This is a genomic window from Kocuria palustris, from assembly GCF_007666205.1.
In the GTDB taxonomy this organism is placed as follows: Bacteria; Actinomycetota; Actinomycetes; order Actinomycetales; family Micrococcaceae; genus Kocuria; species Kocuria palustris_A.
The window spans coordinates 26,270-48,816 of sequence record NZ_VDOR01000013.1 but is presented as its reverse complement, the minus strand read 5'-3'; the positions used below and the strand labels follow the sequence as shown (position 1 = coordinate 48,816).

General features: G+C 73.0%; 19 protein-coding genes. 3 read left to right on the top strand and 16 right to left on the bottom strand.

From position 1 onward, the window contains the following. Positions 1-148 precede the first annotated feature (148 nt). Complete coding sequence (gene pstS / locus FSY66_RS10870) at positions 149-1,231, bottom strand: phosphate ABC transporter substrate-binding protein PstS (RefSeq protein ID WP_144794832.1); 1,083 nt, start codon at positions 1,229-1,231, stop codon at positions 149-151. Between the two features lie 308 nt (positions 1,232-1,539). Here pstS and FSY66_RS10865 point away from each other — a divergent pair, with 308 nt between their 5' ends. Continuing rightward, the gene (locus FSY66_RS10865) at positions 1,540-2,700 is read left to right on the top strand and encodes an FUSC family protein (RefSeq protein WP_144794830.1); all 1,161 of its coding nucleotides are present in this window, start codon (positions 1,540-1,542) and stop codon (positions 2,698-2,700) included. A gap of 63 nt (positions 2,701-2,763) precedes the next feature. Then, a complete protein-coding gene (gene radA, locus FSY66_RS10860) occupies positions 2,764-4,158 on the top strand; it encodes a DNA repair protein RadA (protein WP_144794828.1) in 1,395 nt (464 codons plus the stop codon). Between the two features lie 98 nt (positions 4,159-4,256). On the opposite strand, the gene FSY66_RS10855 is transcribed toward radA, so the two are convergent. Continuing rightward, positions 4,257-5,627, bottom strand: coding sequence for a hypothetical protein (locus tag FSY66_RS10855; protein ID WP_144794826.1), 1,371 nt, complete (start codon positions 5,625-5,627; stop codon positions 4,257-4,259). A gap of 23 nt (positions 5,628-5,650) precedes the next feature. Here FSY66_RS10855 and FSY66_RS10850 point away from each other — a divergent pair, with 23 nt between their 5' ends. Beyond that, entirely contained in the window at positions 5,651-6,637 is a 987-nt protein-coding gene (locus FSY66_RS10850) for an HhH-GPD family protein (RefSeq protein WP_144794824.1), read from the top strand. Between the two features lie 90 nt (positions 6,638-6,727). On the opposite strand, the gene FSY66_RS10845 is transcribed toward FSY66_RS10850, so the two are convergent. From FSY66_RS10845 to ftsH, 14 genes are all read right to left on the bottom strand, one after another. Continuing rightward, positions 6,728-7,312, bottom strand: a complete 585-nt coding sequence (locus FSY66_RS10845) for an amino-acid N-acetyltransferase (protein ID WP_144794822.1) — start codon at positions 7,310-7,312, stop codon at positions 6,728-6,730. A 146-nt stretch (positions 7,313-7,458) separates the two neighbouring features. Further along, on the bottom strand, positions 7,459-10,113 hold the full coding sequence (locus FSY66_RS10840) for an ATP-dependent Clp protease ATP-binding subunit (protein ID WP_144794820.1): 2,655 nt from the start codon (positions 10,111-10,113) through the stop codon (positions 7,459-7,461). 386 nt (positions 10,114-10,499) lie between these two features. After that, complete coding sequence (locus FSY66_RS10835; RefSeq protein ID WP_144794818.1) at positions 10,500-10,841, bottom strand: histone-like nucleoid-structuring protein Lsr2; 342 nt, start codon at positions 10,839-10,841, stop codon at positions 10,500-10,502. Between the two features lie 183 nt (positions 10,842-11,024). Continuing rightward, positions 11,025-11,258 (bottom strand): hypothetical protein, encoded by a 234-nt coding sequence (locus tag FSY66_RS10830; RefSeq protein ID WP_144794816.1) that lies wholly within the window; start codon positions 11,256-11,258, stop codon positions 11,025-11,027. A gap of 5 nt (positions 11,259-11,263) precedes the next feature. Continuing rightward, positions 11,264-12,817 carry a lysine--tRNA ligase gene (gene lysS, locus FSY66_RS10825; RefSeq protein WP_144794814.1) on the bottom strand — a complete coding sequence of 518 codons (1,554 nt, stop codon included), beginning with the start codon at positions 12,815-12,817 and terminating at the stop codon, positions 11,264-11,266. A 74-nt stretch (positions 12,818-12,891) separates the two neighbouring features. Continuing rightward, on the bottom strand, positions 12,892-14,772 hold the full coding sequence (gene panC / locus FSY66_RS13145) for a pantoate--beta-alanine ligase (RefSeq protein WP_396350901.1): 1,881 nt from the start codon (positions 14,770-14,772) through the stop codon (positions 12,892-12,894). Between the two features lie 140 nt (positions 14,773-14,912). Then, positions 14,913-16,493 carry a PH domain-containing protein gene (locus FSY66_RS13055; protein ID WP_144794812.1) on the bottom strand — a complete coding sequence of 527 codons (1,581 nt, stop codon included), beginning with the start codon at positions 16,491-16,493 and terminating at the stop codon, positions 14,913-14,915. Further along, positions 16,490-17,050 carry a PH domain-containing protein gene (locus FSY66_RS10810; RefSeq protein WP_144794810.1) on the bottom strand — a complete coding sequence of 187 codons (561 nt, stop codon included), beginning with the start codon at positions 17,048-17,050 and terminating at the stop codon, positions 16,490-16,492. Before FSY66_RS10810 ends, FSY66_RS13055 begins: the two co-directional genes overlap by 4 nt. Before the next feature lie 185 nt (positions 17,051-17,235). Then, positions 17,236-17,751 carry a DUF3180 domain-containing protein gene (locus FSY66_RS10805; protein ID WP_144794808.1) on the bottom strand — a complete coding sequence of 172 codons (516 nt, stop codon included), beginning with the start codon at positions 17,749-17,751 and terminating at the stop codon, positions 17,236-17,238. Further along, entirely contained in the window at positions 17,748-18,278 is a 531-nt protein-coding gene (gene folK / locus FSY66_RS10800) for a 2-amino-4-hydroxy-6-hydroxymethyldihydropteridine diphosphokinase (RefSeq protein ID WP_144794806.1), read from the bottom strand. The genes FSY66_RS10805 and folK overlap by 4 nt, the downstream gene beginning before the upstream one ends. Next, positions 18,278-18,679, bottom strand: coding sequence for a dihydroneopterin aldolase (folB, locus tag FSY66_RS10795; protein ID WP_144794804.1), 402 nt, complete (start codon positions 18,677-18,679; stop codon positions 18,278-18,280). The genes folK and folB overlap by 1 nt, the downstream gene beginning before the upstream one ends. After that, positions 18,676-19,593, bottom strand: coding sequence for a dihydropteroate synthase (gene folP, locus FSY66_RS10790; protein WP_144794802.1), 918 nt, complete (start codon positions 19,591-19,593; stop codon positions 18,676-18,678). Before folP ends, folB begins: the two co-directional genes overlap by 4 nt. 7 nt (positions 19,594-19,600) lie before the next feature. Next, complete coding sequence (gene folE / locus FSY66_RS10785; protein WP_144794800.1) at positions 19,601-20,272, bottom strand: GTP cyclohydrolase I FolE; 672 nt, start codon at positions 20,270-20,272, stop codon at positions 19,601-19,603. 2 nt (positions 20,273-20,274) lie between these two features. Next, positions 20,275-22,449: an ATP-dependent zinc metalloprotease FtsH gene (gene ftsH / locus FSY66_RS10780; RefSeq protein WP_260853655.1), complete on the bottom strand. Its 2,175-nt coding sequence runs from the start codon at positions 22,447-22,449 to the stop codon at positions 20,275-20,277. Between the last annotated feature and the right edge of the window lie 98 nt (positions 22,450-22,547).

Here is a 22,547-nt window from a genome sequence, read left to right as displayed (position 1 = left end):
TCCTGTGGACGTGGTGCGGCTGCCGTGCGCGGCGGCCGAAGCCGCGCTCATGGCAAGGGGCTCGCTCTCCGCCGGATCGTGGATCCGGGGGAGCGCGAGCCCGGGGGTGCGCCCGGCTGCCCGTGCTGGCGGCCGGGCGCACACGAGGTCACTCGCCGGAGGTGATCCCGTCGAGAGCGGTCTCGGCCTCCTGGCGCATGGACTCGGACAGGGGCGCGGAGCCCGCGGCCTCGGCGGCGGTGTTCTGGCCGTCCTCCGAGACGACGTACTTGCCGAAGGTCTTGGCGGCCTCGGCGGTGTCCGCGTTGTCGTACTGGTTGCAGTAGATGTGGTACGACACGAGCACAATCGGGTAGGCGCCCTCGGCGTCCGTCTCGCGGTCCAGCTCGAGCGCCATCTCGGCCTCCGAGCGGCCCTCGATCGGGTGGGACGCCTCGACCGCGGTCGCGGCGGCCTCGGGCGAGTACTCGACGTACTCGTCGCCCACGCCGACGGCCACGGTGCCGAGGTCGCCGATCGCGGAGGCGTCCGCGTAGGTGATGGCGCCGTCGGTCTCGGACGCGGTGGAGACCACGCCGGAGGTGCCCTGCGCGTTCTCCTGGCCGGAGATCGGCCAGGACTCGGCGGCCTCATCGGTCCAGGTGTCCGGGGCGGCGGCGTTGAGGTACTCGGTGAAGTTCTCGGTGGTGCCGGACTCGTCCGAGCGGTGCACGACCGTGATGTTGGTGTCGGGCAGATCGACGTCCGGGTTCTGCTCGGCGATGGCCGGGTCGTTCCAGGTGGTGATCTCGCCGCTGAAGATGCCCGCGAGGGTCTCGGCATCGAGGTTCAGGGAGTCGACGCCCTCGAGGTTGAAGCCGACGGCGATCGGGGAGATGTAGGCCGGGATGTGGAAGGCGCCGTCCGGGCCGCACTGCTCCTTCGAGGACTCGTACTCCTCGTCGTCCATCACGGCGTCGGAGCCGGCGAAGTCGGCACCGCCGGCCAGGAAGGCCTCGCGGCCCGCACCGGAGCCGTCCGGGGAGTAGCGGACCTGGACACCGGAGTCCTGCTCCTCGATGCCGGAGGTCCAGGAGTTCATGGCGGCCTCCTGGGAGGACGCGCCGGCACCGGTCAGCGTGGTGGTGCCGCCGCCCCCGCCGCCCTCACCGCCGCCTCCGCCGCAGGCGGTCAGTGCGATGGCGCCGATCGAGAGAAGTGCGGCGCTCTGGCCGATGCGTGAAGCCTTCACGTTTGCCCCTGTTCCAGTTGAAGCTGCTGCGCCGTCCCGCAGACCGGTCCGGCGTCGAGCGCCGGTGAGGTCCGGCGCGTCAGGATGTCGGAAGCTGCTCACCAGCCCCGTCCACGGTCGATGACTCTAGGATCGCGACGTAGCCGGACAGCGCTCACTCCGTGAACGCGAGGTGAACTTCCGCGGCTCGATGACGGTTCTCATGCGTTTCGCCGCACATAGCAGGGGCGCTCCCAGGGCCCCTGCGTCCCCCGCCGAGCCGGGCCGCCCCTGCTGGCGGGCGGGCGCCGCCGCCTAGGATGTCCGGCATGAGCGACGCGAGCGAGGGCCCCGGACTGCTGCGCCGCGTCGGCACGGATCTGTCCGAGCGCGTGCGGAAGGGCTGGATCCGCGCCCGCGGCGACGTCCTGCAGTCGCTGCAGCTCACCGCCGCCGCGATCGGCGCGTTCGTCTTCGCCGAGGCGGTCCTGGGGCACACGGGCCCCATCTTCGCCGCCACCGCCGCCACCGTGGCTCTGGGCTTCTCCAAGGGGGGCCGGCGCTATCGACGCGTCCTCGAGGTCGGCATCGGCTGCACGCTGGGCATCGCCCTGGCCGAGGTCCTGATCCACCTCATCGGCACCGGCACCTGGCAGGCGGCCGTCGTGATGCTGACGTCGATCCTGCTGGCCCGGTTCCTGGACAGCGGAGTCCTGTTCACGACGCAGATGGCCCTGCAGTCGCTGCTCGTGGTCGTGCTGCCCCCGTCCGGCGACGGCGCCTTCGCCCGGTCGACCGATGCCATGGTCGGCGGGATCTTCGCCCTGATCATGGTCTACCTGGTGCCGTCGGATCCGCGCCGCGCGCCGCGCACCCACGTCCGGCGGCTGACGACGGAGATCTCCGGGGTCCTGCGCGAGGCCGCCGAGGCGATCGTCCAGGACGACGCCACGAGCGCCTGGCACTGCCTGGTGCGGGCCCGGCGCACGCAGTCCGAGATCGACTCGGTGAACACGTCGCTGGAGGCGTCGCAGGAGATCGCCTCGGCCTCCCCCGTCCATCGCCGGCATCGCTCGGAGGTGGATCAGATCGCCTCCTCGATCCGCTACCTGGATCTCGCGGCCCGGGACAGCCGGGTCCTCGTGCGGCGGCTGGCCGGGGTCATCAACCACGTCACGCTGGCCCCGGAGGCGATCACCTCGATCTCCGAGTGCCTCGTGGACATGGCGGACTCCGTGTCCACGGTGGGCAGCGCGCTGGCGGTCCCGCAGCGCGAGTCGCGGGAGTCCTACCTGCGCCAGGCCCGCAACGAGCTGATCACCGTGGCCCAGCGGCTGCACCCGCAGGATCTGGGCGTGCGGACCCTGGAGGGCCAGGCGCTCGTGCTGCTCATGCGCCCGCTGGTCGTCGACCTGCTGGAGGCCACCAACATGGAGCACGAGGACGCGACGGCCCACCTCCCGGCCCTCGACGACTGGGACCGCATGTGAGCTGCGCGGAGCCGCTGTGCTGTCGTACCGGCTCCCTAGCGTGAGGCCCATGAGGTCGAACGCATGAGCACCAGGTCCAAGCGCAGCTCCCCCGGCTACCGCTGTGCGGAGTGCGGCTGGACGACCGCCAAATGGGTCGGACGCTGCGGCCAGTGCCAGGCCTGGGGCACCGTGGAGGAGATCGGCGAGCACCGCGCCCGGACCACTCCGGCCCGCTCGATCGCCGAGCCGGCTCGGCCCATCGCCGAGGTGGACGCCACCCAGGCCGCCTTCGTCCCCACGGGCGTCGGCGAGCTCGATCGCGTCCTCGGCGGCGGCCTGGTCCCCGGCGCCGTCATCCTGCTGGCCGGCGAGCCCGGGGTCGGGAAGTCCACCCTGCTGCTGGACGCCGCCGCCCGTGTGGCCGAGGGCACCGCGCCGCGCGGGCCGCGCTCCGTGCTCTACGTGACCGGGGAGGAGTCCGCCGCCCAGGTGAAGATGCGCGCGGATCGCGTGGGAGCCCTGGCCGAGACCCTCTTCCTCACCGCGGAGACCGATCTGTCCACGGCGCTCGGTCAGGTCGAGGCCGTCTCCCCCGAGGTCCTCGTGGTCGACTCCGTGCAGACCCTGGCCAGTGCTGAGGTCGACGGCTCCGCCGGGGGCGTGACGCAGGTCCGGGAGGTCGCCGCCTCGATCATCGCCGCGGCCAAGGCCCGGAACATGACCGTGCTGCTCGTGGGGCACGTGACCAAGGAGGGCGCGATCGCAGGCCCCCGGCTGCTCGAGCACCTGGTGGACGTGGTCTGCCAGTTCGAGGGCCAGAAGCACTCCAGCATCCGGCTGCTGCGCGCCGTGAAGAACCGCTACGGCCCCACCGACGAGGTCGGCTGCTTCGAGCTCGTCGACACCGGTATCCGCTCGGTCTCGGATCCCTCCGGCCTCTTCGTCTCGCGCACCGCGCACCCGGTGTCGGGGACCTGTCTCACCGTGACCATGGAGGGCCGCCGCCCCCTGCTGGCCGAGGTGCAGGCGCTGCTCGATCAGTCGTCCACCGCGCAGCCGCGACGCGCCACCTCCGGGCTGGACAGCTCCCGCGTGGCCATGCTCCTGGCCGTGCTGCAGCGCCGCGCCGGGGTGGGCCTGGCCGCCATGGACGCCTACGTCTCCACGGTCGGCGGCGTCCGCCTGGCCGAGCCCGCGGCCGATCTGGCGACCGCTCTGGCCCTGGCCTCGGCCGCGCAGGACAAGCCGCTGGCCCAGCGCCTCGTGTGCTTCGGCGAGGTCGGGCTCGCCGGGGAGGTCCGGCCCGTGCCGGGGATCGAGCAGCGGATCCGCGAGGTCGCGCGGCTGGGCTTCACCCACGCCGTGGTCCCGGCGAGCCCGCAGGGGCTGTCGAGCATCCCCGACGGCTTCCGCGTCCGCGAGGTCACCAGCCTCCTGGAGGCGCTGCAGATCTTCTTCCCGCCCTCGCAGGGCTGACCCGCCCGGACGCAGCCCGCAGGACCCGAGCGCGGAGGTCAGGGCCCCGGCCCCGGGGTTCGCCCACGGGGCACGGGATTCGGGCCGACGGCCCGGACTCAGGCCTCGGGAGACCCGCCGGGCTCCTCGGCGGAGCCGTCATCGGCGCCGTCCTCCAGCGTGAACTCGACGGGCGCGGCAGAGGCCTCCCCCAGCGAGACCTCCAGCTCGTAGCCGCCCGCAGCGGCCGGCTCGGGCTCTCCCGAGCAGCCCGGGGCCGAGCGCTGCCGATCCCACTGCATGCGCGCCGACTGCGTCTCCCCGGGCTCGAGCTCGATCGGGCGGTCCTGGCCCTCGATCTGGCAGTGCTGCGAGTCGAAGACCGTGTCGGAGCCGGACACCACCCGGAAGTCCATCCGCGCCGTCCCGGCATTGACCATGCAGGGGTCCTCGCCCGTGTTCTCCAGCGTCATGATCAGGACGGGATCCTGGTCCTCCGGATAGCTCTGCTCGTCCGTCGAGGCCTCGAGCGACAGCGCGTCACCGCAGGCGCGCGCGGCGGGACCGCTGGCGCCGTCGGTCGTCTCGTCCTCGGGACGGGCGGAGAAGCCGTCGAACGGGTCCTCCGAGGACTCGGCGACGGCCGCGGGCTCGTCAGCGCCCTGCTCCTCCTCGCCGCCCCCGGTCAGCGCGTTCAGGATCCAGATGAGCAGCGCGATCACGAGCAGCAGGATGGCCGCGGGGATCAGGATGCGGGTGAGCCGGCCCGGATCGTCCAGCAGGCGGCGCCACAGCGGGGCCGGGGCGACCTCGTCCTCGTCCGCCGCCCAGCGGTCGTCCCAGCCGTCCCGATCATCCCAGGAGTCCCGATCGTCCTGATCCCTCCGACCGCCCCGATGGTCCTGGGCGTCCGGCTCGCTCCGGTGACGACGGGCGCCTCCGCCGGGTCGAGCTCCCTGGGCGGGGGCCGAGTCGGGGTCGTCGAGGAAGGCGCCGCGGCCGGCATCCCCCGCCGCAGCGGGTCCGGATCGGCCCTGGCCGCCCGGCGTCCCGGCGGTGCTCCGCGCGCGGCGCCGGACGGATCGGCCGGTGGCCCAGGACGGCAGGAGGTCGTCATCGGGAGCGGTGGGCCGACGCCGGGGGCTGTCGCCGCCGGGTCGCCCGGGGGCGTCGCGGTCGTCGGGCACCTCGTCCGGCAGAGTCGGGCCGGAGGCGCCGGGGCCGTGCGTGGAGAGGTCGTCCGCGGACGGCGGGACGAGCTGATCGTCGCCCTGATCGACGGGCTCGGCGTCGAGGGCCTCGATATCCAGCGGCTCATCCGCCAGGCGCCGCCCGCCCGCGGGGCCGGGCGTCCCGGAGGACGAGGCGGAGGCCCGGGTGCGCGGACGGCCGCGGCGATGGTGCTCGGGGGTCGTCGAGGCTCCGAGATCCGGCAGATCGAAGTCCCAGGGGGCGTCCCCGCGCCCCTCGCCTGCGTCGTCCCGTGCCATGGGCTCCAGGCTACAGTGGCGCGATGCCCCGCTCGCACACCGCTGATCCCAGCGCCGCGGATCCGCAGCGCCTGGCCGAGATCCGGGACCGGATCGCGTCCTGGTACGCCGAGGCCGGCCGCGACCTGCCCTGGCGCGCGCCCGACCGCTCGGCCTGGGGCGTGCTCGTCTCGGAGATCATGCTCCAGCAGACGCCCGTGGTCCGCGTGCTGCCGAGGTGGCTCGACTGGCTGCGGCGCTGGCCGTCGCCGGCCGATCTCGCCGAGGCCGACACCGCCGACGTGCTGCGCGCCTGGGACCGCCTGGGCTACCCCCGCCGCGCGCTGCGGCTGCAGGCCGCCGCGCAGGCGATCGTCGCCGAGCACGACGGGCAGGTCCCCCGGGACCACGCGGCGCTGCTGAAGCTGCCCGGCATCGGGTCCTACACGGCAGCCGCCGTGTCCGCCTTCGCCTTCGCCGACCGGCAGACGGTGATCGACACCAACATCCGGCGCGTGCACGCGCGCCTGTTCTCGGGCCGGGCCCTGCCCAGCCGGGCACTCACGGCCGCGGAGACCCGCCTTGCCGACTCCCTGCTGCCCGAGGATCGGGCGCAGTCGGTGACCTGGAACCAGTCGGTCATGGAGCTGGGCGCGCTGGTGTGCACCGCCCGCGCGCCGTCGTGCGGCGCCTGCCCGGTCAGCGAGGCATGCGCCTGGGTCGCGGCGGGACGCCCCGAGCCGGACGAGGCCCCGCGGGGGCAGTCGTGGAAGGGCACCGACCGCCAGGTGCGCGGCGCGGTCATGGCGGTCCTGCGGGCAGCCCGGCACCCGGTCCCCGAGTCCTGGCTCACGCGGGACCAGGAGGTCGCCCTCCCACGCGGGAGCTCCCCGGACCTGGCCCGCCCGCTCGAGGCGCTGCTGCGGCTCGAATCGCCGCACGAGCAGCGTCGGCGCGCGGTCGACGGGCTCGTGGCCGACGGCCTGGCCGATCGCTCCCCCGAGGGCATCGCCCTGCCCGGACGCCGCTGAGCAGGGCCGGCACCCCCGGGCTTCGGGTCGCCGGCAGCCGGGCGGTCCCGGCACGGGAGTCCTCGGTCTCGCGGCTCCGCAGCGAGACGCTCAGAGCGTCAGGATCATCCGGGTGTTGCCGAGGGTGTTGGGCTTCACGCGGGCCAGGTCCAGGAACTCGGCCACGCCCTCGTCGTGCGAGCGCAGCAGCTCGGCGAAGACATCGGGGTCGATGGGGCGCTGATCCGCCATGACGTCGAAGCCCTGGCGCCGGAAGAACTCGACCTCGAAGGTCAGGCAGAAGACGCGCTCCACGCCGAGGCCCCGAGCGCGCTCGAGCAGCTCCGCCACGAGCCGCCCGCCGATCCCGCGTCCCCGCACCCGCGGGTCGGCGGCCAGCGTGCGGATCTCGGCGAGGTCCTGCCACATCACGTGCAGGGCCCCGCAGCCGACGATCCGCGCCGAGGGTCCGGACGACGACGGGTGGCCCAGGACCTCTCCGTCGGCGCCGGTCAGCCCCGCGCCCGCGGGATCGTCGTCGACGAGCTCGGCGACCAGGAACTCCTGGATGCCCTCGTAGTAGGCCACCGTCTCCTTGATGACGAGCACGCCCTCCTGCGCCAGCGGGCTCACCAGGGCCTTGATGGCCTGGACGTCACCGGTGGTCGCGGGGCGCAGCCGCATCTCGACAGTCATCCCGGAAGTCTACGACCGCCCCCTGCCGCACCGGCTCCGGCAGGGCTTCGCCGCCCCTGCCCCGATGCCCGATGGTCCGGACAGGGCTGGGCCCCCGCGGAAGGATCCGCGGGGGCCCAGTTGGATCGTGCTCCGGCCGTCGCCGCTCAGGCGGTCGCGGGGCCGGAGTCCGGTCCGTGGCCGGGCTCGGGGGCCTCGGCGCCGGCCGAGCCGGTGTCGCCGTCGACGCTGTGCGGGACGTTGCCCCCGGAGGGGACCTCGCCCGGCACCAGGTCCGGGTCCTGGGCCGACTCGTCCTTGTCGTCGTCGAAATCGGTGTCGGGCAGCTCGGACATGGGCACCGACGAGAACGTCAGCCGGGCGTCCTCGCCCTCGCCGTCCACGTCCACCGTGACCCGCTCCCCGGCCTTGACCTCGGAGAACAGGATCTTCTCCGACAGCGCGTCCTCGATCTCGCGCTGGATCGTGCGGCGCAGCGGGCGCGCACCCATGGTCGGGTCGTAGCCGCGGTGGGCCAGGACCTTCTTGGCCGCATCCGAGACCACGATCGACATGTCCTGCTCGCGCAGGCGCTCCTGGAGACGGGCCACGAACAGATCCACGATCTGCACGATCTCCTTCTCCTCGAGCTGCGGGAAGACCACGATCTCGTCCACGCGGTTGAGGAACTCGGGGCGGAAGTGCTCCTTGAGCTCGTCGTTGACGCGCTGCTGCATCCGCTCGTAGTTCGTGGTGGAGTCGTTGCCGGCCTGGAAGCCCATGGGCACGCTGCGGGAGATGTCCTTGGTGCCCAGGTTGGTCGTCATGATGATGATCGTGTTCTTGAAGTCGACCACGCGGCCCTGCGAGTCGGTCAGGCGACCGTCCTCGAGGATCTGCAGCAGCGAGTTGAACAGATCCTGGTGGGCCTTCTCGACCTCGTCGAAGAGCACGACGGAGAACGGCTTGCGGCGGACCTTCTCGGTCAGCTGGCCGCCCTCCTCGAAGCCGACGTAGCCGGGAGGGGCGCCGAAGAGCCGGGAGACGGTGTGCTTCTCCTGGTACTCGGACATGTCCAGCGTGATGAGCGAGTCCTCGTCGCCGAACAGGAACTCCGCCAGCGACTTGGCCAGCTCCGTCTTGCCGACGCCCGTGGGCCCGGCGAAGATGAACGACCCGCCGGGGCGCTTGGGGTCCTTGAGACCGGCGCGCGTGCGTCGGATGGAGCGGGACAGGGCCTTGATGGCCTCCTCCTGGCCGACCACGCGCTTGTGCAGCTCGTCCTCCATGCGCAGGAGGCGGTCCGACTCCTCGTCGGTGAGCCGGTACAGCGGCACGCCGGTGGCCGCGGAGAGCACCTCGGAGATGACCTCGGGCGTGACCTCGGCGACCTGGTCGCCGCCCTCGCGCCAGTCCTTGTCCTTCTCGTCGCGCTCGGTGAGCAGCTTCTGCTCCTGATCGCGCAGGGAGGCGGCCTTCTCGTAGTCCTGGCCCTCGATCGCCTCCTCCTTGGCCCGCTTGAGCTCGGTGATCCGCTCCTCGAGCTCCTTGATCTCCGGCGGCGCCGTCATGCGCTTGATGCGCAGCCGCGCGCCGGCCTCGTCGATCAGATCGATCGCCTTGTCCGGCAGGAAGCGGTCCGAGACGTAGCGCGCGGACTGGTGCACGGCCGCCTCGAGGGCCTCGTCCGAGATCGAGACGCGGTGGTGCGCCTCGTACTTGTCGCGCAGGCCCTTGAGGATCTCGACCGAGTGGGCCTCGGAGGGCTCGTCGACCTGGATCGGCTGGAAGCGGCGCTCGAGCGCGGCGTCCTTCTCGATGTGCTTGCGGTACTCGTCCAGCGTGGTCGCGCCGATGGTCTGCAGCTCGCCGCGGGCCAGCATGGGCTTGAGGATCGAGGCGGCGTCGATCGCGCCCTCCGCGGCGCCGGCGCCGACGAGCGTGTGGATCTCGTCGATGAACAGGATGATGTCGCCGCGGGACTTGATCTCCTTGAGCACCTTCTTGAGCCGCTCCTCGAAGTCGCCGCGGTAGCGCGAGCCCGCCACCAGGGAGCCGAGGTCCAGGGTGTAGAGGTGCTTGTCCTTGAGCGTCTCGGGGACGTCGCCGCGCACGATCGACTGGGCCAGGCCCTCGACGACCGCGGTCTTGCCGACGCCCGGCTCGCCGATCAGCACGGGGTTGTTCTTGGTGCGCCGCGACAGGACCTGCATGACGCGCTCCATCTCGCGGGCGCGCCCGATGACGGGATCCAGCTGGCCCTCGCGGGCCGCGGCGGTCAGGTTGCGCCCGAACTGATCCAGCACGGCCGAGCCCGCGGGGGTGCCCTCGCCGGAGGAGCGCCCGCCGGTGCCGGCCGTCTCCTTCTCCTCGCCCGAGCCGGACTGATAGCCCGAGATCAGGTCCAGCACGGTCGAGCGCACCTTCTGGGGATCGGTGCCGAGCTTGGTCAGCACCTGGGCGGCCACGCCCTCGCCGGCGCGGATGATGCCCAGCAGGATGTGCTCGGTGCCGATGTAGTTGTGCCCCAGCTGGAGCGCCTCGCGCAGCGAGAGCTCCAGGACCTTCTTGGCGCGCGGCGTGAACGGGATGTGCCCGGAGGGGGCCTGCTGGCCCGGGCCGATGATGTCCTGGACCTGCTCGCGGGCGCCGTTGAGCGTGATGCCCAGCGAGTCCAGGGCCTTGGCGGCCACGCCCTCGTTCTCGTGGATGAGGCCGAGCAGCAGGTGCTCCGTGCCGATGTAGTTGTGGTTGAGCATCCTGGCCTCTTCCTGGGCCAGGACCACGACCCGTCGGGCCCGGTCGGTGAAGCGTTCGAACATGGATACTCCTCAGTCGATGTTTGGCACCGATGCTACGCAGGTCGAACGGGGTCGCCGCCATTGTTCGCCACAGGCGAGACGTGCCCGCCCGAGCCCCCGGGGCATGATCGGACGGCGCACGGGAGGGGCGGACCGAGCGGATTCCGGGGATATTCCGAGGATTCTCGAACGGACGCGACGCGCGTCTCGGATCCCTCGGGAAGATTCACGACACCTGCGCATCGAAGAATCCTTCGCCCCCTTTCGGGAGGCATTCCCCGGGGGACATGGAGAATCCCCGCACGTCGTCCGACATGCGGGGATTCCCGGGGTGCATCAATGTGCGGCAGCCGCCCTCCAGCCGCGCCGCCGATCCTGCGGCGCTCGCAGCCTCGGGCCTGCGCCGATCACTTGTGGGCTTCGTAGTACGCATCCTGGATCTCCTGGTGGATCCGGCCGCGATCGGAGACGTTGTAGTTGTTCTGCTTGGCCCACTCCCGGATCTTGGGCGTGTCCGGGTTGCCGCGGCTGCCCGACGAGGACTTGGCGCTCGGGCGGCCGCCGGCCTGCTTGGACTGGGCGCGGCGGGCCTTGCCGACGAACGGGCGGATCGCAGCGCGCAGCTTGTCCGCATTGTCGGTCGAGAGGTCGATCTCGTACTGCGCGCCGTCGAGGCCGAAGCGGACGGTCTCGTCGGCGGGCCCGCCGTCGAGGTCGTCCTCGAGAATGATCTTCACGGTCTGTGCCATGGAAGGAGGCTCCTTGGATGCCGATGCAATGATGGTCGCAATCACGGGGCCCGCGAGATATCCGTGCATCCCCGCGGACCGGCGAATGCCGATCACAGCGGCCCCTATTGACCGCCAATATAATGCCCTTGTCCCGGGAAAGGCAATTCCCCGGCCGCAAAGGGCCGGGGAATCGGAGGGGAATCACTTCTGCGGCGGATCCGGAATCCTCCGCGGGCGCTCTTCCGAGGACTCCCCGGAAGCGCCCTCCCGCTCCTTGAGCTCCTGATACCACCTCTCGGCATCGGCCTGATCCCGCTGCACGGCCTCCTGGGCGCGGCGCTCCCCCCGGTCCGCCCGGAAGAGCGCCCGCATGACGAACCAGAAGATCAGCCCCACGCCGATCGACGGCAGGAGCACGGCGATGTACTCACCCATGGCGGTCAGTCCTTCTCGGGCTTCATCAGGGGGAAGAGGATGGTCTCGCGGATGCCCAGGTCCGTGAAGAGCATGATGAGCCGGTCCAGGCCCAGTCCGAGTCCGCCCATGGGCGGGGCGCCGTGCTCGAGCGCGCGCAGGAAGTCCTCGTCGAGCTGCATGGCCTCGTCGTCGCCGGCCGCGGCCATGCGGGACTGCTCGGTGAGCCGCTCGCGCTGCACGACGGGGTCGATCAGCTCCGAGAACGCCGTGCCGCGCTCCATGCCGCCGATGATCAGGTCCCAGGCCTCGATGACCCCGGGCTTCTCCCGGTGCGGACGCGCCAGCGGCTGGGCGGCCGGCGGGTAGTCGCACACGAACGTCGGCTGGATCAGCGTGGGCTCCACGATCTCGCCGAAGAGCTCGATCACGAGCTTCTGGGCATCCCATGCAGGGTCCACGGAGACGTCGTGCTCCGCCGCGATCGAGCGCAGGGTCTCGGCGGGGGTCTGCGGGGTGATCTCCTGCCCCACGGCCTCCGAGAGCCCGGGGTAGACGCCCAGCCAGGCCCATTCGCCGCGCAGGTCGATCTCGCCCTTCGCGGTCTGCAGCGGCCCGTCGATGCCCAGGGCGTCGGCGCAGGCCACGATCACGCGCTGGATCAGCTCGGCCATGGTGTGCTGATCGCCCCAGGCCTGGTAGGCCTCGAGGGTCGTGAACTCCGGGGAGTGCGTGGAGTCCACGCCCTCGTTGCGGAACACCCGGCCGATCTCGAAGACCCGCTCGACCCCGCCGACCACGGCGCGCTTGAGGTAGAGCTCGGTCGCGATGCGCAGGGTCATGTCCTGGTCGAACGCGTTCAGATGGGTGCTGAACGGCCGCGCGGCGGCGCCGCCGTGCACGAGCTGCAGCATCGGCGTCTCGATCTCGACGTAGTCCTCGTCCTCGAGGGCCCGGCGCACGGTCGAGATGATCTTCGCGCGCGTGCGGACGACGTCGCGCGCCTCCTGGCGCACGAGCAGATCGAGGTACCGCTGCCGGACGCGGGTCTCCTCGCTGAGCTCGGAGCCCTCGTAGAGGTTGGGCAGCGGACGCAGGGCCTTGGAGGCCATGGTCCACGACCGGACCATGACCGAGAGCTCGCCGCGGCGCGAGCGGATGACGGTGCCGGTCGCGGAGACGAAGTCGCCCAGATCCACCAGGGACTTCCACTGCGCCAGCGCGTCCTCGCCGACGACGGCCTTGGAGAGCATGAGCTGCAGCTGGACGCCGTGGCCGTCCTGCAGCGCCGCGAAGCAGAGCTTGCCGGTGTTGCGCACGAACACCACGCGACCGGCCACCGAGACGACGTCCTCGGTCTCCTCGCCGGTCTCCAGATGCTTCCAGCCCTCGCGGATCTCGGGGAGGGTGTGGCTCCGCTCGACCGCCACGGGGTAGGCCTCGCGGCCGGAGTCCATCAGGGACGCGCGCTTGTCCAGGCGGAACCGCCTCTGCTCGTCCTTCTGCTCGGCACCAGCCGCTGCGGACGAGGAGTCGGGGTCGGGGCTGGCTGCGGGATCGCGCGTCTCAGGAGTGGTCACGGGTCACCAGGATAGCCATCGGCCCGGGTGTCGTCGCCTCGGGAGGCCGCCCGCCATCGTCGGTGAGAGCCGCCTCACGCGCCGTCCGGAACCTCGATCATGCGGTTGTCGATCAGCCGGGTGGTCCCCACCCGGGCCGCCGTCAGCGCCAGGGCCCCGCGCCGCGGCGGGACCTCCGCCAGGGTCTGCGGATCCACGACCACGAGGTAGTCCAGCTCGACGGTGCGCCGCCCGGCGATGACCTGCGCGTCGATCCGGCGCCGCGCCTCCGGGAGGTCGATCTCGCCCCGGGCCAGCTCGCCCAGGGTGCGGGAGAGGACCGGGGCGGCGCGGCGCTCGTCCTCGTCCAGGTAGGCATTGCGCGACGACAGCGCCAGGCCGTCGTCGGCGCGCACGATCGGCACCGGACGGACCTCGACGTCCAGGTTCGTGTCGCGGACCATGCGCTGGACGACGAGCAGCTGCTGGGCGTCCTTCTGCCCGAAGTACGCCCGCAGGGGCTGATCGGTGTGCCCGGAGGCCAGGGTCATCAGCTTGTTGACGACGGTCAGCACGCCGTCGAAGTGCCCGGGGCGCGAGGCGCCGTCCAGGACGGTCCCGAGCCGCCCGGAGCTGACGGTCACGAGCGGACCCCCGCCGGGGTACATCGCCTCGACCGTCGGGGCGAAGACGAGGTCGACGTCCAGCCCGGCCAGCAGCTCCAGATCCGCCGGCAGGTCGGAGGGATAGCGCTCGAAGTCCTCGTTCGGGCCGAACTGCAGCGGGTTCACGAAGATCGACACCGCGACGACGTCGTTCTCATCCCGGGCCCGGCGCACCAGGTGGGCGTGGCCCTCGTGCAGGGCCCCCATGGTGGGCACGAGCCCGATCGAGGCGCCCGGCCCCTTCCGCCGGGCGGCCGCCCGCAGCGCTGCGCGCAGCTCGGCGGGCTCCCGGATCACCTGCGGGCCGTCGGCCCGGGCGGCGGGCGCGGACGCCGGCTCGGCCTCCTGGTCTGCGGCCCCGGCCTCGGCCTCCGATGCTCCCGGGCCGTCCGCGCTCCGACGTCCCAGGGCCTCGAGGATCCCGGCGTGCTGCGCGTCGTCGAGCATCCCGCGGCTCCTCGCCCGGTCCGCCGTGAGACGGGCCAGCGCGAGATAGGCCTCGGAGATGTCCTGCTCCTGCGTCCCCAGGGCGTGCTCGGCCAGCGTCAGCCGGTGCTCGCGGACGGTGCTCGCATCCCCGCGGGCCACCGGGCCGGTGAGCGCGGACTCCCCGGAGGCCAGCGCGTTGTCCAGGCTCGCGCGCACGAGGGGGCCGAGCACGCGCTCCGGGTGCTCGAGCCCCAGCTCGCCGAGCAGCTGGAGGGCCTGTCCCACGATCGTCGTGAGGTGATTGGCCCCGTGGGCCAGGGCCGCGTGGTAGAGCGGCCGGTCCGCCTCGGCGATGACGACGGGCTCGCCGCCCATCTCCATGACCAGCGCCTGCGCGATCGGCAGGACGGCGGCCGGGGCGGTGATCCCGAAGGCGCAGTCCGTCAGCCGGGGCAGGTCGAGGCTCAGGCCCGTGAAGGTCATGGACGGGTGGATGGCCAGCCCGATGGCCCCGGCCTGCCGCGCCGGCTCGAGGACCTCGACCCCCCACCGCCCTGCGGTGTGCGCCACGAGCTGCCCCGCCTGCCAATGGCCCGTGTCGGCCAGGCCCTGCACGAGGCCCGGCAGCTGGTCGTCCGGCACGGCCAGCAGCACGAGCTCGGCGCGCTCCACGATCTCCTGCGGAGCGAGGACCGGGACCTCGGGCAGCAGCAGCTCGGCGCGCTCGCGCGAGGCCTCCGAGACGGCCGCGACGCCGACCACGGCATGCCCGGCCGCGCGCAGCGCAGCACCCAGCACCGCGCCCACGCGTCCGGCGCCGATGACGCCCACGCCGAGTCGTCCGGGGCGGTTCGAGGCTTCGGTCACGGTCAGCTCCTGCATGGTCCTGGGGTCCGGGTGGCTGCGGCCCGTCGAGGCCCCGGGCTGCGCAGCGGCACCAGCCTATGCGCCGGGCCGCACACGCTCCGCCCGGACGGCCGCGTCCGTCGGCGGAGGCGGGCCACCCGGACGGGCGGGCCGGCTCAGGCGGCGTCGGAGACCAGGGTGCATGCCTGCCGCGAGCGCACGGTCTGCTCCCGCACGAACCGCTCGGCGGTCTCGCGGTCCATGTGCCCGATCACGGGGCTGACCGGCCCGGGGATGGAGTGCAGGCTGACGTCGGACAGCCCCAGCCACCGGGCCAGGGGCCCGCGGGTGACGCCCATCGACTGGATCTTGCCGTGCGGGACGACCGTGCACTCCCGCGCCAGCCGGCCGTCGACCGTGACCACCTCGTGCGCCGTCACGGCGAAGCCCCGGCGGCGGCGCACGATCCAGGAGAGCCGAGCGGCGCGCCGCGGCGAGATCGTGAACGGCGTCTGCGGGTCCTGCACGAGATCGCCCGTCAGGCCGTGGAGCACCGTGCCGGCGACGGCCTCGGCGTCGGAGTCGCCCAGGGCCTCGGCCAGCACCAGCCGCAGGTGCTCGTCGGTGGCCACGGGGATCAGCGTCGTGCGGGAGGTGGCCTGGCCGGTCTCCGCCAGACCGCCGTAGCCGGCCACGTTGATCGCCACCTCGCTCCAGCCGGCCGGGCGCCACAGCAGCGGCCGGCGCACCCGCACCGCCTGGATCCGCCCGAGCGGGACGGTCTGCGAGGTGGCGTTGAGCAGGCCGTAGCTCAGCCGCAGCCCCTTGGACGTGCGATGCGCCCGGAAGCCCCAGCTGCCCTCGAGGCGGCGGAACAGCGCCGTTCCCAGGCCGATCAGCGCCGGGATCCAGCCCGCGAAGGCCGCGGCCATGAACGCCGGGGCCACGACGAGCAGGACCCCCGCGGCGACCGCGAAGATCACGAGCCATACCATCGACGGGCTCAGCAGCCAGGACAGCAGCACCCGGGAGGTGGGCACCCGCAGGACGAACTCGCCGTCCTCCTCCGCCGAGCCGTCGGGGGCGGGGAGGGGGTTCTGCGCCCAGGGGGCGACGGGGGCGTCGGCGGGGCGGTCCCCCGCGGGGCCCTGCGCGGCTGCCGGGGACCCGCCCCGGTCGCGGATCGCGGCGAGCAGCTGGGAGCGCAGCTGCCGCGCCGCGCCGTGGCGCAGGTAGCGCAGCACGACGGAGGTCTCGCCGGCGTCGGCCACCTCGAAGTGCAGCTCCGCGAGCCCGACGATCCGCGGGACGAGCGGCCGCTTGATGTCGATGGCCTGGACCCGGTCCAGGCGGGTCTGGCGCTCCTGCCGGAACAGGGCGCCCGTGCGCAGCCGCACGTGCGTGGCCGTGATCTGGTAGCGCGTGAACCACCAGACGAACAGGGAGAACAGGGCCACCGCGACGGCCGCGACGACGGCCGCGGCCGCCGTGACGACCAGCAGCGCGGCCCACATGGCCGCGCCCTCGAGCAGGGAGGCCCAGCCGGGCAGCCCTTCGAGGTGGTCGTTCAGCCCGGGCCCCTCGTCGCCGCCGCCGAAGAAGGAGTCCACGACGTTCGAGAGCAGCACGCCCAGGATGGCCAGCACCACGACCCAGCCGCGGATGAGCGGGGAGAGCGGGTGGACCCGGTGCCATTCGTCGCCGCCGTCCAGCGGCCCGCGAGCGCGGAGGTCGCGGTCGTCCACGGGCCGGCTCACAGCTCGATCAGGCGGGCTTCGCCGCGCTCCGTGAGGCGCTCGCGCAGCCGGTTCGCCTCCTGGGCACTCACCCCCGGCAGCTCGGTGTCGGTGTCGGCCGAGGCCGTGTGGAGGGTGATCGAGGCGAGACCGAACGCGCGCAGCAGCGGCCCGGAGTTCACGTCGACGTACTGCATGCGGCCGTAGGGCACCACCACGAGCGAGCGGAAGAGCAGGCCCTTGCGCACGGCGAAGTCGTCGGCGTCCTCGCGGTAGCCGTAGGCGCGCACGCGCCGCGGCGTCAGCGCGAGCTGCACCAGGCCGAGCACGAGCGCTGCGGTCGGCCAGGGCAGCACGGCCCACCAGCTCGCCCCGTCCCACGGCCCGGCGAGCTTGAGGATCAGCGGCCACACCGTCGCGGCGAGGAGCACCGCATAGCCGATGGCCTCGGAGAGGAGCCGCACGATCAGGTAGCGGGGGTGCAACCCCTGCCACGGCCCGTCCTCGGGACCCGACGGCGGCAGGGTGGCGGGATCCTCCGAGCTCAGCCTCGGGGCGCCGGCGGGCTCGTGGCTCATGATCGCGATGCTCCTCTGCGGGCGGGGGCGCGGGGCGGATCGGACCCCGGCCGGGGGACGGCGACGGCCGGGACCGGTGACGGTCGGGCTCCCACAGTAGGGAGGCGAGGGCCGCCCGCGCATCCGTCGTCAGGGGGATCCTGCAGCGGGCGGTCCGGCATCCGCGCTCCGGAAGGACGAGCCGCTCAGCCGCCGCCCCGGGCCAGGCCGCCCTCGGGGGCGGTGCCCGGGCGGGTCTGCCCCGCCTCCTCGGCCTCGGGGTCATCGGGCGGGATGCGGCAGAACCGCTCGACGATCCAGCCGATCACGATCAGGACGGCGCCCACCCCGACCTGGAAGAGGCACCCCCACAGCGGGCCCTGATCCGAGCGGAGGGGCACGAGCACGGCCTGGTCCACCACGAGCATCGCGTGCCATCCCAGGGTGAGACCGCCCAGGATCGCCGCGGCCTGGGCCAGCGCGGCCGTGATGGTCCCCCAGCTGCGGTCCATGCTCAGCTCGCGGTCGCCGTCGCGCAGCCGTCGCACTCGCAGCCCCATGATCAGCAGGACGCCGGCGAACACGAGCAGCCCGACGCCCGAGAGCACCGGCAGCGCCAGCAGCGGCCCGCCCAGTCGCCCCGAGAGCAGATCGGCCGCCCAGGCGGCCACGAAGGCCAGCGCGGCGACGGTCGCGAGCACCCGGACGGTCAGTCCCCTCATGATCGGGCTCCTCCCCCGGTCTCGGCCCCGAGGTCCTCGAGACGCAGGGCTCGCGGGTCGAGGCCCCCGAGGTCCTCGGCCTCCCGAGCCAGCTCGCTCACCCGGCGCCCCGCGAGCACGGCCTCGGGCTCGAGCATGGCCCAGGGCGCCAGCACGAAGGCCCGGCCCGCCGCGCGCGGGTGCGGCAGCGTCAGGGCCGGATCGTCCAGGACGATCCCGTCGTAGTCGATGATGTCGAGATCCAGGGTGCGCGGCCCCCAGCGCTCGAGGCGCACGCGGTCGTGCTCGGCCTCGATCCGCTGGCACAGCTCGAGCAGGCCCTGCGGCGGCAGCGAGGTGCGGATCCGGACGACGCCGTTGAGGAAGTCGGGCTGCCCGTCCGGCCCGCCCACTGCCTGCGTGACGACGACGGGCGAGACCCCCTCCACGACGACCTGCTCCTCGGCCCGCAGCGCCTCGACGGCCGAGCGCAGCAGCCGCCCGCGGTCGCCGAGGTTCGAGCCCAGGGCGAGCAGCGCGCGCGGCATCAGGGCCGCCTCCGCACGACGGTGACGGCGACGTCGTCGAAGGCGACCGCGATGGGCGCGTGCGGCTTGTGCACGGTGACCTCGACCGCCTCCACGAGCTCGTGCTCGGCGAGCAGTCGCCGCGCGATCCGCTGCGCCAGGGCCTCGATGAGCTCCAGCGGCTCCCCGCCGATCTCCTGGTGGACGGCCTCGGCGACCTCCCCGTAGTGCACGGTGCGGGTCAGGTCGTCGGAAGAGCCGGCCGGCTCGAGATCGAGGTGCAGCACCAGATCGACGGCGAACTCCTGGCCCTCGCGCCGTTCATGCTCGAGGACCCCGTGCCGGCCGAAGGCGGTGAGCCCGCGCAGCGCGATGCGATCGCCCCCGGCGGCAGGCTGCTCGAGGCCGGCCCCGGCGCTCACGCCGACCCCGGCCGCAGCAGCGGCGGATGGATGCCGTTCCAGGCATGCACGGCGGCCACGGCATCGACGGTCGAGGGGACGTCGTGCACCCGCACGGCCCACGCGCCCCGATCGGCCGACATCGCGGAGATCGCGGCCGTGGCCGTGTCCCGCCCCGAGGCGGGCCGCGGGCCGGACCCGTCCCCGAGCAGGTGGCCGATGAAGCGCTTGCGGGAGGCCGCCACGAGGATCGGGTAGCCGGTCTCGACGAAGCGCGGCAGCGCCCGCAGCAGCTCCCAGTCCTGCTGCCCGCCCTTGGCGAAGCCGAGGCCCGGGTCCAGCACGAGCTGCCCGGGATCCGCCCCGGCGTCGAGGAAGCGCTGCGCCACCTCGTCCAGCTCGCGCAGCACGTCTCCCACGAGGTCGTCGTAGACGGCCAGGGAGTCCATGGTCCCGGGGGTGCCGCGGGAGTGCATGAGGATGTAGGGCGCCCGGCGCTCGACCACGAGCGGGATCATGCCCTCGCGCACGGCGACCCCGGAGACGTCGTTGACGCAGTGGGCGCCCGCGTCCAGGGCGGCCTCCGCGGTCGAGGGGTTGAACGTGTCGACCGACAGCACGATCCCCGCCTGCGACAGCTCGCGGATCACCGGGAGGATCCGGCGCCGCTCCTCCTGCGGGTCGACGCGCTGCGAGCCGGGGCGGGTGGACTCGCCGCCGACGTCGATGATGTCCGCGCCCTGCGAGGCCAGCAGCAGCCCGTGCTCGATCGCGGCCGCGTGCGAGTCGTGCCGGCCGCCGTCGGAGAAGGAGTCCGGCGTGACGTTGAGGATGCCCATGACGAGCGTGCGTCGCGAGGGCAGGTCCTCCCAGCCGCCCCAGCCGGGTGCCCGGCCCGGGGGCCGGGCGGTCGCGTGCTCGGTGCTGTCCGTCATGCTCCGCTCACCTCCCCAGGATCAGGCTCATGGCCTCGGCGCGCGTGGCCGGCTCGCGCAGCTGCCCGCGCACGGCCGAGGTGACGGTCATGGTCCCGGGCTTGCGCACGCCGCGCATGGACATGCACAGGTGCTCGCACTCGACGACGACGATCGCGCCGGCCGCCTCGAGCTCGCCCATGATGGCTTCGACGATCTGCGTGGTCAGCCGCTCCTGCACCTGGGGGCGCCGGGCGTAGACCTCCACGAGGCGCGCGACCTTGGACAGCCCCGTGACCCGGCCCGAGGGCCCCGGGATGTATCCGATGTGGGCGCTGCCGTGGAAGGGCACCAGATGGTGCTCGCAGGTCGAGTAGAAGGAGATGTCCTTGACCAGGACCATCTCGGAGTGGCCGATGTCGAAGGTCGCGCTGAGGACCTCGGAGGGGTCCTTCGCCACGCCCGAGAAGATCTCGCTGCAGGCCCTGGCCACGCGATCGGGCGTCTCCTGCAGCCCCTCGCGCTCGGGGTCCTCCCCGATCGCCGCCAGGATCTCGCGCACCGCGGCCCGGATCCTGGGCTGATCGACGGCCGCGCGGTCGCCGGGGCCGCCGGCCGTCGCGTCGCGGACGGGCCCGGTCACATCCGAGGCTCCCGCCGGATCACCCGTGCCGCGGAGGCTGTGCTGCGGATCCGCCATGCTCAGCCCCGCCCCTCGGGCCGCTCCTGGTCCCACGGCGCGTCGCCGTCCCCGGTGCGGCGGCGGTCCTCCGGCGCGCGGCGGCCGGGGCCGGTCCCGGCCGCGTGGGATCCGCCCCGTCCGGCGGGACGCCGGTCGGCGGGCTCGTCATCGTGGCGCTGACCGGCCGCACGCTGCTCGGGGTCCTCGCCCTCGCCGGGCATCGACTCGAAGCGCTCGCGCTCCTCGGGCGACGCCTCGGCGAGCTCCTCCTTCTCGCGGGAGGTCGTCACAGGAGGCAGCTCCGACTGCGGGCGGCCCTCGGCGGAGATCCACTGCTCGCGCTCGGGCTGGACCACGAGCTGCGCGAAGATCTCGGCGATCTCGGCCTCGTTCAGGGTCTCCCGCTCGAGCAGCTCGAGGGCCAGGCGGTCCAGGATCTCGCGGTTCTGGACCAGGATCCGGTGCGCCTCGTCCTGGGCGTTCTCGAGCAGGGCGCGGACCTCGGCGTCGACGATCGCCGCCGTGGCCTCCGAGTAGCCGCGCTCCTCGGAGCCGCCGCGGCCCATGAACGGCTGGGAGTCGTCGCCGCCGAGCTTCATGGAGCCCACGCGCGAGCTCATGCCGTACTGCGTGACCATCTTGCGGGCGGTGTCCGTGGCCTTCTGGATGTCGTTGGCCGCGCCGGAGGACGGGTCCTTGAACACGACCTCCTCGGCCGCGCGCCCGCCCATGGCGTAGGCCATCTGATCGAGCAGCTCGTGGCGGGTCGTGGAGTACTTGTCGTCGGCCGGCATGACCATCGTGTAGCCCAGGGCGCGCCCGCGCGGCAGGATCGTGATCTTGGTGACGGGATCGGTGTTGCGCAGCGCCGCGGCCACCAGGGCGTGCCCGCCCTCGTGGTAGGCGGTCACCTTGCGCTCGTGCTCCTTCATGAGGCGCGAGTGCTTCTGCGGGCCGGCGATCACGCGGTCGATGGCCTCGTCGACCGCGCGGTCGTCGATCAGCTGGGCGTGCGAGCGGGCGGTGAGCAGCGCGGCCTCGTTCATGACGTTGGCCAGCTCCGCGCCCGTGAAGCCCGGGGTCCGCTTGGCCACCGAGTGCAGGTCGACCGACTCGTGCAGCGGCTTGCCCTCGGAGTGCACGCGCAGGATCTGCTCGCGGCCCTTCATGTCGGGCGCGTCGACGCCGATCTGGCGGTCGAAGCGGCCGGGCCGCAGCAGCGCGGGGTCCAGGACGTCGGGGCGGTTGGTCGCGGCGATCAGGATGACGTTGGTCCCGGCCTCGAAGCCGTCCATCTCCACGAGCAGCTGGTTCAGCGTCTGCTCGCGCTCGTCGTTGCCGCCGCCCATGCCGGCGCCGCGCTGGCGTCCCACGGCGTCGATCTCGTCCACGAAGATGATCGCCGGGGCCGACTCCTTGGCCGTCTGGAAGAGGTCGCGCACGCGGGAGGCGCCCACGCCCACGAACATCTCCACGAAGTCGGAGCCGGAGATCGAGAAGAACGGGACGCTGGCCTCGCCGGCGACGGCCTTGGCCAGCAGGGTCTTGCCCGTGCCGGGAGGGCCGTAGAGCAGCACGCCCTTGGGGACCTTGGCCCCCAGCGCGGTGTAGCGGTCGCGGTCGACCAGGAACTGCTTGATCTCGTCCAGCTCCTGCACGGCCTCGTCCGCGCCGGCTACGTCCTTGAACGTGACCTGCGGGTTGTCCATGTCGAACTTCTTGGCCTTGGAGCGGCCGAACTTCATGACCTGGGAGCCGCCGCCCTGCATCCGCGAGAAGATGAACCAGAAGATGGCCAGGATGATCAGGAACGGCAGCAGGAACTGGAGCAGGGAGAGGAACCAGTTGGTCTGCACGGGCTGATCCGTGTAGCCCTCGAGACCGGCGTCGGCGATCGCCTGGACCACCTGGTCGCCGCGCGGCTCGACGTAGTAGAACTCGACGCTGCGCCCGTAGTCCCGGCCGTCCGCGGAGTAGTCCTCGGCCAGCGTCAGCTCGACCCTCTGGTCGCCGTCGTAGATCTTGGCCTCGGTCGCGTCGCCGTCCTGCAGCAGCTGCAGGCCCACGTTCGTGTCCACGCGGCTGCCCCCGCCGGAGGTCAGGGTGGACAGGACGGGGATCAGCACGAGCAGCGCGAGCAGGACCCAGATGAAGGGTCCCCCCAGGAAGCTCTTCTTCTTCTTCGCAGTGGCCAAGGCCGTGGGTCCTCTCTTCGCATTTCCCTGCGCGATGCGTCGCGAGGCCGCCGGGCGGGCCGGAGCCTGATGTGCAAGGGTATCGCCCGGTCCGGACG